Source organism: Reichenbachiella carrageenanivorans (genome assembly GCF_025639805.1).
Lineage (GTDB): Bacteria > Bacteroidota > Bacteroidia > Cytophagales > Cyclobacteriaceae > Reichenbachiella > Reichenbachiella carrageenanivorans.
Genome location: NZ_CP106735.1, coordinates 1,010,554 through 1,024,732 on the forward strand (window position 1 = coordinate 1,010,554; position 14,179 = coordinate 1,024,732).

A 14,179-nucleotide genomic window follows, 5' to 3' on the forward strand; every position below is an offset into this window, starting at 1 on the left:
GAGAAAGTGCAAAGGAGATTGAAAACATCGAGAAAAAAATCAGTTTTCGACCAATTATGCGATTTGTTCTACAAATAAATTGGCCTTCAATTACACATCTTGGAATTATCCAATATATACCGATTATAAGTCCATTTAAGGGCAATTGTACTTAGCATCAGTCAATATAAAAACTTGAAAAGCCCCCTGTCATACAGGTCAATGCGCCTCTAGCCAGTTGGTGCCAGTCCCCATACCTACTTCCATAGGCACATCAATAGGCAGTGCGTTTTTCATCAATTCTTCCACTTTGATTTTAAGCAAATCCAGTTCATCCTTGTGCGCATCGAAAACCAATTCATCATGAACCTGCATGATCATTTTGGACTTTAGTTTTTCCTTTTTCATCCAATCGTGGATGTTGATCATCGCTACTTTGATGATGTCCGCCGCACTACCCTGTATGGGAGCATTCACGGCATTTCGCTCTGCAAATCCACGGACGGTCGCATTGCGAGAATTGATGTCTCGTAGGTAGCGGCGACGCCCCAAGAGCGTCTCCACATACTCGTGTTCTTTGGCAAAATTGACCTGGTCATCCATGTATCGCTTGATATTCGGGAACTGCGTGAAATACGAATCGATAATCTCCGCAGCCTCAGTCCGAGAAATCCCAATATTTTGCGACAACCCGAAAGCCGAAATACCATAGATCAACCCAAAGTTGACCTCCTTGGCCTTGCGGCGAATATCTGTCGTCATCTCTGCCATCGGCACATCAAACACCTTAGACGCTGTGGTAGCGTGAATGTCTTGCCCGTCCTTGAAGGCCTGTATCATACTTTCGTCTTTGGCGAAAGCCGCAATGATCCGCAACTCGATTTGCGAATAATCCGCCGCAAAAATCGTGTAGTCATTGCCTCTCGGCACAAATGCCTTTCGAATCTCTCGCCCCTTAGCCGTTCGGATCGGAATGTTTTGCAGGTTGGGATTGTTGGAGCTTAACCGACCTGTGGCTGCTACTGCTTGACGATAGTCGGTATGAATCAGCCCATCTTTTTGGCTAATCAGCAAGGGTAAAGCGTCCACATAGGTCGACTTCAGTTTTTGATATTCTCTAAATTCTAAGATGCGCTCGGCGATCTCATGTTCAGGTGCCAACTTCGATAGGATTTCTTCACCCGTAGCATATTGTCCTGTTTTAGTCTTCTTAGGCTTTTCTATCAGCTGCATTTTATCAAACAGCACTTCGCCCATTTGCTTTGGCGAATTGATGTTGAACTCTTGACCAGCCAATTCAAATATTTTTTCTTGTGCAATTGCACTCAGGTCGTTGAGCTCTTTGGACATCACGCCGAGTACGTCCGTATCGATTTTCACACCTGCGTACTCTACATCAGCTAGCACAATACTGAGCGGTTCCTCTACTTCATGAAGCAATTTTCCAAGTCCTTTTTCTTCAATTTCTGCTGCCAGTTTATGTTTGAGCTGGAGTGTGATATCGGCATCCTCAGCAGCATAGGCGACCACCTGAGTCACAGCGATATCACGCATATTCTTTTGTGCCTTACCCTTGCCTATCAGGTCTTCTATGGGTATAGCCGTATAATTCAGATAGTTTTCGGCGAGTACATCCATTTTGTGCCTCGACTCTGGGTCTATCAAATAATGCGCAAGCATGGTGTCAAACATTTTGCCTTTCACTTCTATCCCGTAGTTTTTCATGACCTGAATATCGTACTTCAGGTTCTGGCCTACTTTTCTGATGCTGTCGTTTTCTAATACAGATCGAAATTCCTCGGCGATGGCTTGCGCCTCCTTCTGATCCGCTGGGAATGGCACATAATATGCCTCGCCCGCTACGTAAGCAAAAGCGATTCCGACTAGTTCTGCTTCTTCAGGGTTGATGCTCGTGGTTTCGGTATCAAAACAGTATTCCTCTTGGAGAGAAAGGTATTTTACCAGTGATTTTCTAAGCTCAGGCGTGTCTACACAATGGTACTCATGCTTGTGGCTTTTGGCATTTTTCTTTTCTACTACTATGATGGCGGCCTCACTGTCCGCTTGAGGGTCGCCAAAAAGACCGAGCTGAGATGGTGCCGCTGCGGGCTTCTTTGCTACTGTCTTGGTAGTGGCCGTAGGTGCTGGTGCTTCTACGGTGTCGAAGATTCGCTTGAGCATGGTTCTAAACTCCAACTCGTCGAATAGTTCTCTGACCTTGGCCTCATTGGGTTCGCAATGCACCAAATCTTCTTCTTCAAATGCAATGGGCACATCCAATTTGATGGTCGCTAGCTCTTTAGACAAGATGCCCTGTTGACCAAATTCCTCCACCTTTTCTTTCATCTTGCCTTTCAGGTCGGCGGTGTTTTCAAGCAGACCTTCTATCGTGCCATAGGCTTGCAAAAACTTGATGGCCGTCTTCTTACCCACCCCAGGTATGCCCGGGATGTTATCGGCCGCATCGCCTTCTAGCCCCAAGATATCACGGACTTGATCTACATTTTCGATTTCGAACTTGGCCAATACTTCGGAGACACCCAACACATCTACACCATTACCCATATAAGCGGGTTTGTAGAGGTATATATGTTCCTCCACCAGCTGAGCATAGTCCTTGTCTGGCGTCATCATAAATACCTCAAAGCCTTTGCGTGCTGCTGCTTTTGCCAAGGTACCGATCACGTCATCCGCCTCAAATCCATCCATCTGTAGGATAGGGATATTAAAGGCTTTCAAAATGTCTTTGATGATCGGAGTGGCTGTACGAATGTCTTCTGGGGTTTCTTCCCTGTGTGCTTTATACTCTGGAAATTGAACATGTCTAAAAGTAGGCGCACTGGTATCGAACGCCACACCGATATGTGTTGGCTTTTCTTTTTTGAGTATTTCTAATAAAGAATTGACAAACCCAAAAACGGCACTAGTATTCATGCCTTTCGAGTTGATTCTTGGGTTTTTGCTAAACGCAAAATGGGCGCGATAGATCAGGGCAAAGGCATCTAGCAGGAATAATTTCTTCTCAGGTTTACTCATGCGAGTAAAGGTAAGAAAATGATTAAAAGATTGTTTAAATGATACCACTTTACATTCCAAAATAGTGGTAGGCCAACTAGCAAAGAATTAGCTTTTTTTAAATAGAAAAGATAAACCAAACAACAGGCTACTGTCCACTCAGGTTTAGAAAAGGAAGAAGATGCCCAGCGAATTTTACCGCCCACGTCATGGGATAACCCCAAAATATGCTACTGATCCACATATACTTAAAAATGTCTTTTTTCCTTCCGCCAAAAGCATTGACCAGGATCGCACCACCTAGTGGAGACAAGAGCACTGGCGTAAGAAACGACAGACCTGCTACACCGTATTTAAGCCACATCTCCACATACTTCCGGTTCTTTTTTGTGAAGACCTTTTTGTCTCTTGATCGAAATACACGCTGACTAAAATGTCTAATATGCGTACCAAAATAAGTAAACAAATACACAGTGGTCATCATCCCTAAAATGGTAAGTGTACCCGTAAAGAAAACACTATAGCCAAACGAAGCGCCAAACACTGGTCCAAACACAAACTTGACACCACTTGAACTATATATTAAAAGGTACTTAAGGAACTCCTCCACTATGATTTTTTAGAAATGAGCGGTAAAATTACTTGGCTTGCTTATAAATAGACTAAAATCTATGAGTTTTGTGGTTCTTAATTTTTTTAAACAAAGTGAATCTATGCAATCTACTGATGTAGCATTACTAAAAACGCTATGTGGCATATTTGCCCCTTCGGGCAATGAGTCGAGTCTAACCACCTATCTCATAGACTATGTAAATGAGCACAAGGCCACATGGAAAGTACAACCAGAGCTGATCTATGGCGATGAATTTCAAGATTGTCTAATATTGAAATTTGGCCAGCCGAAAACAGCCATCTTTGCACACTTAGATTCTATTGGATTCACCGTGCGCTACGAAAATCAGCTCGTACCTATTGGTGGCCCCGAAACAGAAACAGGCTATATACTCGTAGGTCAAGATAGTATGGGGCCCATTGAGTGCAAACTAAAAGATGAAGACGGGCATCTATTTTATGATTTTGGTCGTGGCATAGAGTCGGGTACAGATTTGGTATTCAAATCTGATTTTAGGGAAACCAAAGACTATGTACAATCCTGCTATATGGACAATCGACTGGGTGTGTACAACGCTCTGAAAGTAGCCGAAACACTAGAAAATGGCCTTATCATATTCTCTTGCTGGGAAGAGCATGGCGGTGGCACCGTACCATTTCTGTGCAAATGGATGTATGAAAATCATCAAATCAAACAAGCACTAGTTTCCGATATTACCTGGATCACAGAAGGGGTCACTCATGGCAATGGCGTAGCGATTTCGCTCAGAGACATGAGCATCCCTCGACGAGAATATGTAGATAAAATAGTAGCTTTAGCAGATGCCTCTGGTATAAACTATCAAATCGAAGTAGAGCGAAGTGGTGGTAGCGATGGTCGAGAGATTCAGCTTTCTCCCTATCCGATCGACTGGTGCTTTGTAGGTGCTCCCGAGGATAATGTGCACTCGCCAGACGAAATCGTACACAAGGCTGACATCGATGCCATGGTAAGCCTATACCAATACTTGATGAAAAACCTATGATACAAATAAGAGACCAACGCTTTGAGAAATTTTTGTCTAACGAAGAAATCCAAACTTGCATAAAAGAACTGGCGCAGAAAATAGACCAAGATTACAAAAACAAAGCATTGGTGATCTTGGGAATTTTGAATGGTTCGTTCCTATTTGTAGCCGACTTGGTCAAATACCTAACCATAGATCCCGAAATCAGCTTCCTCAAATTTGCCTCTTATGAAGGCACCTCCTCCTCTGGGCAAGTACATGACCTCATCGGCATCAATGAAAATCTAGCGGACAAGCATCTACTAATAGTGGAAGATATCGTCGATAGCGGCACCACACTGGCGCACATCATGGCTATTCTGCAAGACAAAAAAGCGGCTTCGATTGAAACAGCCACACTGTTTTTCAAACCAGAAGCCTATCAGCAAACGATCCCCCTTCGCTATATAGGCAAGGAGATTCCCAATCTATTCGTAGTAGGCTATGGGATGGACTACTTGGGCAAAGGTCGATCGCTGACGGAACTCTATCAATTGAAAAAACCTGATTGATTCACTATTTATCAACAAGAACTGCAAAAAAGGAACAACAGGCAGCTTAATTAATTTATTATATTTGCCCCTTTTATACGAATAGTAATCATACTCACTAATATATAAAACATGCTAAACATCGTATTATTCGGCCCTCCCGGTGCAGGAAAAGGCACGCAGAGTGAAAAAATAATAGAGCAATACAAACTGGTACATCTCTCTACAGGAGACCTGTTTCGCAAGCATTTGGGCGAAGGAACTGAACTTGGAAAACTGGCTCAGAAATACATGGACGAAGGCAATTTGGTGCCAGACAAAGTGGTGATCGATATGGTCAAAGACAAAATCGCTACCACAATAGATCCACAAGGGTTTATCTTCGATGGATTCCCTCGTACGGTTGCACAAGCAGTAGCCTTAGAGGATATGCTCAACGAATTTGACACTTCTATCAGCGGAATGATCGCTTTGGAAGTACCAGACGAAGAACTAAAAACACGATTGCTCGAAAGAGGTAAAACTTCTGGTCGAACTGATGATCAGGACGAAAGCAAAATCAACAACAGAATTCAGGTATATAAAAACGAAACGTTACCAGTAGCTGAGTTTTACGAAAAGCAGGGCAAATACAACAAAATACAAGGAGTAGGCGCTATCGAAGAAATCTACTTGGCCATTCGCCGAGTGATGGACGGGCTGTAAGCTGAAAATCAACAAACTTATATATAAATGGCAAAACCCTAAGCAGTTGCTTTTGGGTCTTGCCATTTTTTATTTGGGGCTATAAATCACAATAACGTATTTAATCCGCTCATCTCCCAACAACAGACCGAACTGCGAGCTATACTGGCTCCTTAGCATTTCTGCGATCAGTAGAGGTTTACGTTACAAGAACAATGTACTTTTGCCACTTCGACGGCAGCGATTCGCCGAAACGGAGAAATTCATTCGACTACGATTAGACCTCTCCTACGTATGACATCTAAATAAAATATAAAGTGGCATCTACTAACTTCATTGATCATGTAAGGTTTTGTTCTCGTTCGGGAAATGGCGGACCAGGCTCCGTTCACTTTCGGAGAGAAAAACACGTCCCCAAAGGAGGACCCGACGGCGGCAATGGTGGGCGTGGTGGACACATTATCCTAAGAGGCAATCGCCAGCTATGGACACTCCTCCACTTGCGCTATAAAAAGCACGCCATCGCTGAGGATGGGAAACCTGGAGAAGGCGGCAATCGAAGCGGCTCAGAAGGCAAAGATATCATACTAGAAGTGCCACTAGGCACGATAGCCAAAGATGCCGAAACAGGAGAAACCAGAGTAGAAATTCTAGAAGATGGACAAGAAATCATCCTTACCCCAGGTGGTCGAGGAGGTCTAGGCAACGACAATTTTAAAACAGCTACCAACCAAACCCCACACTATGCCCAACCTGGAGAAGATGGCATAGAAGAATGGATCGTGCTTGAACTAAAAGTACTTGCAGATGTAGGACTTGTGGGTTTCCCAAACGCAGGAAAATCTACACTACTGTCTGTCTTGTCCGAAGCCAAACCAGAAATTGCCAATTATCCATTTACAACGTTGGTTCCTAATTTAGGCGTGGTTGCCTATCGCGATCACAAATCATTCGTGATGGCAGATATACCTGGAATCATCGAAGGGGCAGCAGAAGGCAAAGGATTAGGCATCCGGTTTTTGCGACACATAGAAAGAAATTCCATCCTGCTTTTCATGGTCCCTGCCGATGCAGACGACATAAGAAAAGAATACGAAATTCTACTCAAAGAACTCACCAAGTACAACCCCGAACTACTAGACAAACAAAGGATGCTAGCCATCACCAAATCGGATATGCTCGACGATGAGCTCATGGAAGAAATGAAAAAAGAAGTTCCCACAGAGCTCCCCTCCATATTTATCTCTAGTGTGGCTCAAAAAAACCTCGACCCACTAAAAGATATGATCTGGCAAAGTATCAATGCTTAACCTGACAGCATTTATTTATAAATAAAAAAATTAGGACAATCTGTCACAGATTGTCCATTGGCAAAGTAATTGTCAAACCAATGGGGCATTTAATTGTGAAGACAAATGGCAAAAAACAATAAAAAAGCTGACAAGAAGTCGGAAGAGACAGTAGTGGAAGAACCACAAATAAATAACGAGGAGAACACTGTCGAAAATGAAGAGACTAAGGAAGAACCAAAGGAGGAATTAAGTGCCGAAGAAAAACTTCAGGCCGAGGTGAGCGAATCGAAAGACAAATACCTGAGATTATATTCTGAATTTGAAAACTTTAGAAGAAGAACTTCAAAAGAGAAATTAGAATTGATTAGTTCGGCCAATGAAAGCCTACTACAAGCACTATTACCTGTATTAGACGATTTCGAAAGAGCTGAACAATCGATAACTGAAGAAGCAGATATCAAATCTGTAAAAGAAGGTGTCGACTTGATTTACAACAAGTTTAAAAGTATCCTTGAGCAAAAAGGAATTAAAAAAATCGAAGCCGACAAAGGTTCCGAATTTGATGTAGAGTATCACGAAGCTATCACACAAATCCCTGCGCCAGAAGAGTCGCTAAAAGGTAAGATTGTGGATGTAGTAGAAAAGGGCTACCAGCTCAATGACAAAGTGATCAGATTTGCGAAAGTGGTAACCGGAGCATAATTATGGCAAAAAGAGATTATTACGAAGTACTGGGAGTGTCCAAATCTGCTACAGCAGATGAAATCAAAAAAGCTTATCGCAAGCTGGCAATCAAATATCACCCCGACAAAAACCCAGACGACAAACAAGCAGAAGAGAACTTTAAAGAAGCTGCAGAAGCATACGAAGTGCTCAGCGATGCACAGAAAAAGCAGCGCTACGATCAGTTTGGCCATGCCGGTATGGGCGGAGCCTCTGGTGGAGGTGGATTTGGTGGTGGAGGTATGTCTATGGACGATATCTTCTCTCAGTTTGGAGACATCTTTGGTGGTGGTGGAGGTGGCGGCAGCCCATTCGATAGCTTCTTCGGAGGTGGAGGAGGTGGTCGTGGCAGAGTTCGCAAAGGCACCAACCTTCGTATTAAACTCAAACTGACACTAGAGGATGTAGCTCACGGTGTAGAAAAGAAAATCAAAGTAAATCGATTGGTCGTAGCCGACGGAGTTACTTTCAAGACCTGTCAATCTTGTCAAGGAAGCGGTCAGGTCAAAAAAGTAGTGAATACCATGCTTGGCCAAATGGTGTCGGCCTCTACTTGTCCTACATGTAACGGCGCAGGCCAAAGCATCGACAACAGGCCTAATGGCGTGGATAGTTCCGGATTGACTTACAAAGAAGAAGTAATCCCTGTGAAAATCCCTGCTGGTGTAGTAGACGGCATGCAGCTCTCTATGTCTGGCAAAGGAAACGAAGCCCCAGGAGGTGGCGTACCAGGTGATTTACTGATCGTAGTAGAAGAACAAGAAGGTGATGAACTCAAAAGAGAGGGCAACAATATCGTATTCGATCTGTACCTCAACTTTGTAGATGCCGTTTTAGGTACGTCTATAGAAGTGCCTACAATCGACGGCAAAGTGAAGATCAAAATCGAACAGGGCACCCAAAGCGGTAAAATATTGAGACTGCGAGGCAAAGGCATCAAGGACATCAATGGCTATGGAAAAGGAGACCAGCTCATCCACGTGAATATTTGGACTCCAAAGACGTTGTCGAAAGATGAAAAGGAAAAGCTCGAAAGTATGAGAGACTCTGACAACTTCACGCCTAACCCTGGCAAAGGAGAAAAAGGCTTTTTTGAAAAGATCAAGGAATTCTTTTAGCAGATCAATAGAAGAAGCTCAAAGCCTCCTATGAATTCATTTTCATAGGAGGCTTTTTTATTCCATTTTGAGATGTCTTCCACAAGACATCTCGGGTTTAATTTTTGATTTTAATCTATTACACCTATTTTCGACGCTTGAATTCCGACAATTATCGAAGGAATCCAACCAGAATGATGAAAATTCCGTACGAAGGGACATGCTAAGGGTATATTTGGTTGTAATCGCATCATGGATGTGTGGAATAGAAGGGCATTGCCAGCTGAAAAAGTTCTACACCGTAAAAGACGAAGCCTCTTTTGATACGATCGCTTTTTCTTTGAAAGCGACCTCTAGTACATGTTTTGTCCACTTAGCCGACAACGAAAACCCTCTCACTATTTACGGCAATCCTTCGCTCTCAGAAGTCAATCCCACCTTCCATACCAATATAAAAAATAAAACCAACAAGGTCGATCTCCATCTTGAAGACTACAATCAAAAAGGGCTGAGTCAAGCCATATCATACAGTATGTTTGGCAATGAAAACTCGGAAAAAAATTACTGGAAAGTATTTCTAACCAATCAAAAAATCTATGACTTGGATCTGAAATATGGAGTAGGCGATGCCTTTGTCAACCTTTCTGATCTGGCCGTATCCAAATTCAAAATAGAATCGGGTAGTGCCAATGTAAAAGTGATCTACGATGACCGATCTACAAACAAATGCGCCATGGACACCTTCTATGTAAATGTAGATGTGGGCAATCTTATTACCAAAAATGTAAATAAATCCAACGCCAAAATAGTAATTGCCGATGTGGGATTTGGCACGGCGGTATTAGATTTTGGAAAGGGTGTAAAAGAACATTGCAAAATTAACGTAAGTGTAGGCGCAGGCAAACTTAAAATCATACTCCCAGAAAACAACTTCCCTGCGATTGTCTCCTTCAAGAGCTCTCCGCTATGCAACATTGCTTTGGATCAAGGCTTTGAACAAGTATCGGATCATGTCTATGTAAATCGTAGCTACTCAGCTGATGCCCCCAACCTGATGGAGTTTAATGTAGATGTAGCCCTAGGAAACATCACATTCGAATATGCGAAGTAATCCCCTTTCTGTAATATTTTTCTACCTTTAGCTACCTATGTAGCATCTATCAAAATCCATCAACTTGAACTTAGTAAAAATTAATGGTGTATCTAAATCCTACGGAGACCACCAAGCACTAAACAATATCGAATTTAGCATACCCGAAAACAGTATATTCGGCCTCCTCGGCCCCAATGGGGCTGGCAAGACTACCCTGATTCGAATTATTACACAGATCATCCTGCCAGACAAAGGGCAGGTGTTTTTTAGAGACGTACCTATGTTGGCCGAAGACGTACGTAAGATCGGCTACCTGCCTGAAGAGCGTGGGCTATACAAAAAGATGAAGGTATCTGACCAGCTCGTGTTTCTAGCTCGACTCAAAGGCATGACCCGTTCGGATGCTGTTGCGTCTATCCGCCATTGGATGGAAAAACTCGACATTATGGCATGGCACAACAAAAACGTAGAAGACCTATCCAAAGGTATGCAGCAAAAGATTCAATTCATTGCTACCGTTGTGCACAACCCTTCACTGATCATCTTGGACGAACCCTTTTCTGGATTCGACCCAGTAAATGCCAATCTCATCAAAGACGAAATATTAGAACTAAAAGAAAAAGGAGCCACAATTATATTTTCTACACATAGGATGGAATCTGTAGAGGAGCTTTGTGATCAAATCACGTTAATTCATCATGCTAAGATTTTGATCCATGGCGCCAAAAAGGACATTAAAAATCAATACCGAAATCACACCTTCATAGCAGAGCATGTGGGCGATATTCCTCTTGCGAATCAAGGGTTTGAGGTACTCCAAACTACACCATTAGAAGATGGTGTGGTCCGATCAGAAATCAAAATATCAGAAACTCTCTCGGTCAATGATCTGGTAAATTATATCACATCTAAAACTCAGATTATTTCCATCAACGAAAAAATACCCTCTATCAACGATATTTTTATTTCCACTGTAAAACCCTCTGGCCATGCATAAAATAGGACTCATCATTGCGCGCGAATACATCGCTAGAGTAAAAAAGAAGTCATTTATCATCATGACCATTCTAGGGCCTATATTATTTGCAGGCATGATGGCTCTGGTGTTTTGGTCGGCCACTAGATCTGGCGATCAGAAATTGATACAAGTCATTGATGAATCAGGTTATTTTAAAAATCAAATTGAAAGTACAGAAGCGATTACCTATCAATTCATCGCTGCAGATGTAGAGCAGACCAAACAATCGCTGCTACAAAGCGATGCCATTTTTGGCTTGTTGCACATTCCTAAAATCAATTTGAATCAGCCAGAGGGCATCAAATTTTACTCTACTCAAAACCCTGGCATCGCCTTGGAAGGAGGAATAGAAAAAAGAATTAAAGGAATTATAGAAGATGAAAAACTAGCTCATTCAGGTCTGGATCAGGCCTTGATCGACAACCTAAGAGCCAAAGTAGACATCCAAACCATCAACCTCTCAGACACTGGCGACGAGAGTGAAAGTAACTCTGGAGTAGCTTTTGGAGTAGGTTATGTGTCTTCATTTTTGCTCTATATGTTTATATTCATCTACGGTATGCAGATCATGCGTGGGGTCACTCAAGAAAAAACCAGTAGGATCATCGAGGTCATGATTGCATCCGTGCGCCCCTTCCAGCTGATGATGGGCAAGATTTTGGGCATTGCTGCTGTAGGACTTACGCAGTTTGTCCTATGGGCCGTAATGACTACGGCGCTTACCTCCGTCACTTCCTCCATGATCTTAGATCAGCCCACTCCCGCAGAGCAAGCGCTGAACGAAGCGGGTGCAGATACTGCACAAATGGAGGCTCAGAAAAAAGCCTTCGATATCATGAGCATCACGAACAAAATAGACATCCCCCTTATTCTAACTAGCTTTTTGATTTACTTTTTAGGCGGATATTTATTGTACGGAGCCTTGCTGGCTGCCATTGGTTCTGCCGTGGATAGTGAAGCAGACTCTCAGCAGTTTATGCTCCCTATCACATTGCCTCTGATCTTTTCTATGATGATGATTTCTATCGTGATCCAAGAGCCACATGGAAGCATGGCGTTTTGGCTATCTATCATACCATTTACCTCGCCAGTGATCATGATGATGCGATTGCCTTTTGATGTACCCATGTGGGAACTGGCGTTGTCTATTGGCTTATTGATATTGGGCTTTTGTGCTACCACTTGGATGGCTGGGAGAATTTACCGCATTGGGATTTTTATGCACGGCACCAAGGTGAATTATAAAACATTAGTCAAGTGGTTTGTAATGAAAATCTAGTCTAATCAATTCCCTCCAAAAGCAACAAAAAATCCCCTGCCGATTATTCAGCAGGGGATTTCTTTCACGGAAGTGAAACCAAACAGTTACTTCACGAATATCTCTATTTCATCTGAGGTCGTTGCGTTACCTAGCTTATCGGTAGCTCGGATCTTGTAAGTCACCAGTCCTCTGGTGTCTATTTTCACAGGGCGAGTATATTCTACTTCTGCAGCACCGTTCAAGGTATAGTAGATTTTGTCTGTATCTACTGTCTTATCGGTAGCTCCCAAGAATAATTTAACTCCCTTAGAATATACACTAATTGGCAATCCTTCTTTTTCATCTAAGATAATTTTGCCGACAGGCTCCATACTGAGTATGTGCTCCACTTTAGGACCTGTGTTATCCACCACAAAAAAGAACGACTTGGTGTTTCTGTTGTTGACCTGATCCGTACCGTAAAAATCGATGGTGTAAAAACCCTCTTCTTCTAGCTTGATTGGCCCAGTGTAGGCTTGTCCCTGACCACCGTTGATCTTATACCCCAAATCTTTGATTCCGCTTTCTGCATCAAGTGCCGACAGAGCTATTTCAGAATTGCTAGTTACGAAAGCGGTATCCCTAGAGTGGTACTGGCTACCCGTAAACTCATAACTGATCTCTGGTGCTTCCATGTCTATATCCAACGACGATCGGCTCAGGTTGTCTTCCTCTAGCTTTCCATCGAATCGGTTGTTGACTTTGTCTATCGCATAGTAAGTAATGACATGGTTACCTCCCGTCTTGTCCAATATAAACGGCTCATAGTACGTTTCTGCCTCTGCTCCATCTATCGAATATTTGATCGTTTTTACGCCCGCTTTGTTATCCTCTGCGGTCAGTTTCACTTTGGTTCTGGTAGATACAAATACTCGGCCTCTATTTTGGTATTGGTCACCTACTATGGTAGCCTCTACAAGAGGTACTGTTTTATCAAGATAAAACTCGATGACTTTATCCTCTTCTTTGTTTTTTACATTGTCGTATCCATAATAATGGATCGTGTGAGAACCGTCAGATAAAGAAGCCAAATTAATTTGATCTTTGAATATTTGCTCCGTACCGTTATCGATTTTATAGGCGACCCTACTCAATCCAGATGATGCATCTACAGATTGTAGTTTGATGAAAGTTCTTGGTGAAAAAATCATACCACTGCGATCGTTGTGCACGGTGTATTCCGAAACAGGGTTAGTTAAATCCACTCTAAATTGATAAATCTGAATAGGTTCTACATTGCCCGTATTATCCGCCGAATAAATTTTAACATCGTACTCCTTATCTACATTCAGATCCTGCTCACCCTGAAAAGCCAAGAAATTATTATTGTCTACAGAATAAAAAGTTTTTTGCACCCCAGATTGGTTATCAGTAGCCTGGGTTTTTAGTTTCAAACCCTTGCCATAAAACTGCTGACCAGCTGTGCTTTTGTATTTTGGTGCCTCTTCAAAAGTGACAGTAGTTTTGGGTGCATAGCTGTCTTTGTAGACTTCGAAAAGCAATTCAAACTTAGGCTGTAGCTGCTTACCTGTAGAATCTGCTGCCCAATTGGACCTAATATAGTTGACCCCTTCGGTATCCAAATACATCGGGTTCGTATAATCCTCATGAATTTTACTTTCTAATCGGTGTAGATTTTTTCCATCTGGAGTCTCTGAGATAAACAAATAAACAGGATTTGTGCCTTGCCAATAGAGCTTTCCATCTTCGTTGATGTAATATTGCTTCTTCACATTAGGCAGCTCTTGGGAAAAGACCACAAACGGACAAAAAATTAGAAAAAATAATGCCTTTCTCATAGCAGCATGTATTAAATTATATATTGTGAA

The 14,179-nt window shown here is 42.5% G+C and carries 12 protein-coding genes; 9 read left to right on the forward strand and 3 right to left on the reverse strand.

The features are described 5' to 3' along the window. Positions 1-198: 198 nt before the first annotated feature. Positions 199-3,015: a DNA polymerase I gene (polA, locus tag N7E81_RS03970; protein WP_263051986.1), complete on the reverse strand. Its 2,817-nt coding sequence runs from the start codon at positions 3,013-3,015 to the stop codon at positions 199-201. 127 nt (positions 3,016-3,142) lie between these two features. After that, on the reverse strand, positions 3,143-3,604 hold the full coding sequence (locus N7E81_RS03975) for a hypothetical protein (RefSeq protein ID WP_263051987.1): 462 nt from the start codon (positions 3,602-3,604) through the stop codon (positions 3,143-3,145). A gap of 103 nt (positions 3,605-3,707) precedes the next feature. Between N7E81_RS03975 and N7E81_RS03980 the strand changes: the two genes are divergently transcribed. From N7E81_RS03980 to N7E81_RS04020, 9 genes are all read left to right on the forward strand, one after another. Further along, the gene (locus N7E81_RS03980; RefSeq protein WP_263051988.1) at positions 3,708-4,631 is read left to right on the forward strand and encodes a M20/M25/M40 family metallo-hydrolase; all 924 of its coding nucleotides are present in this window, start codon (positions 3,708-3,710) and stop codon (positions 4,629-4,631) included. Further along, on the forward strand, positions 4,628-5,164 hold the full coding sequence (gene hpt, locus N7E81_RS03985) for a hypoxanthine phosphoribosyltransferase (protein WP_263051989.1): 537 nt from the start codon (positions 4,628-4,630) through the stop codon (positions 5,162-5,164). The genes N7E81_RS03980 and hpt overlap by 4 nt, the downstream gene beginning before the upstream one ends. A 111-nt stretch (positions 5,165-5,275) precedes the next feature. Then, on the forward strand, positions 5,276-5,848 hold the full coding sequence (locus N7E81_RS03990) for an adenylate kinase (protein ID WP_263051990.1): 573 nt from the start codon (positions 5,276-5,278) through the stop codon (positions 5,846-5,848). 296 nt (positions 5,849-6,144) lie between these two features. Beyond that, complete coding sequence (gene obgE, locus N7E81_RS03995; RefSeq protein ID WP_263051991.1) at positions 6,145-7,137, forward strand: GTPase ObgE; 993 nt, start codon at positions 6,145-6,147, stop codon at positions 7,135-7,137. 105 nt (positions 7,138-7,242) lie between these two features. Next, positions 7,243-7,821, forward strand: a complete 579-nt coding sequence (locus N7E81_RS04000) for a nucleotide exchange factor GrpE (RefSeq protein WP_263051992.1) — start codon at positions 7,243-7,245, stop codon at positions 7,819-7,821. A gap of 2 nt (positions 7,822-7,823) precedes the next feature. Then, positions 7,824-8,960, forward strand: coding sequence for a molecular chaperone DnaJ (gene dnaJ / locus N7E81_RS04005; protein ID WP_263051993.1), 1,137 nt, complete (start codon positions 7,824-7,826; stop codon positions 8,958-8,960). A gap of 235 nt (positions 8,961-9,195) precedes the next feature. Continuing rightward, positions 9,196-10,050: a hypothetical protein gene (locus N7E81_RS04010; protein WP_263051994.1), complete on the forward strand. Its 855-nt coding sequence runs from the start codon at positions 9,196-9,198 to the stop codon at positions 10,048-10,050. A 64-nt stretch (positions 10,051-10,114) separates the two neighbouring features. Next, complete coding sequence (locus N7E81_RS04015) at positions 10,115-11,029, forward strand: ABC transporter ATP-binding protein (RefSeq protein WP_263051995.1); 915 nt, start codon at positions 10,115-10,117, stop codon at positions 11,027-11,029. Next, the gene (locus N7E81_RS04020; RefSeq protein ID WP_263051996.1) at positions 11,022-12,329 is read left to right on the forward strand and encodes an ABC transporter permease; all 1,308 of its coding nucleotides are present in this window, start codon (positions 11,022-11,024) and stop codon (positions 12,327-12,329) included. Before N7E81_RS04015 ends, N7E81_RS04020 begins: the two co-directional genes overlap by 8 nt. Before the next feature lie 86 nt (positions 12,330-12,415). Here N7E81_RS04020 and N7E81_RS04025 read toward each other — a convergent pair whose 3' ends face one another. Continuing rightward, a complete protein-coding gene (locus tag N7E81_RS04025; RefSeq protein WP_263051997.1) occupies positions 12,416-14,149 on the reverse strand; it encodes an OmpL47-type beta-barrel domain-containing protein in 1,734 nt (577 codons plus the stop codon). Between the last annotated feature and the right edge of the window lie 30 nt (positions 14,150-14,179).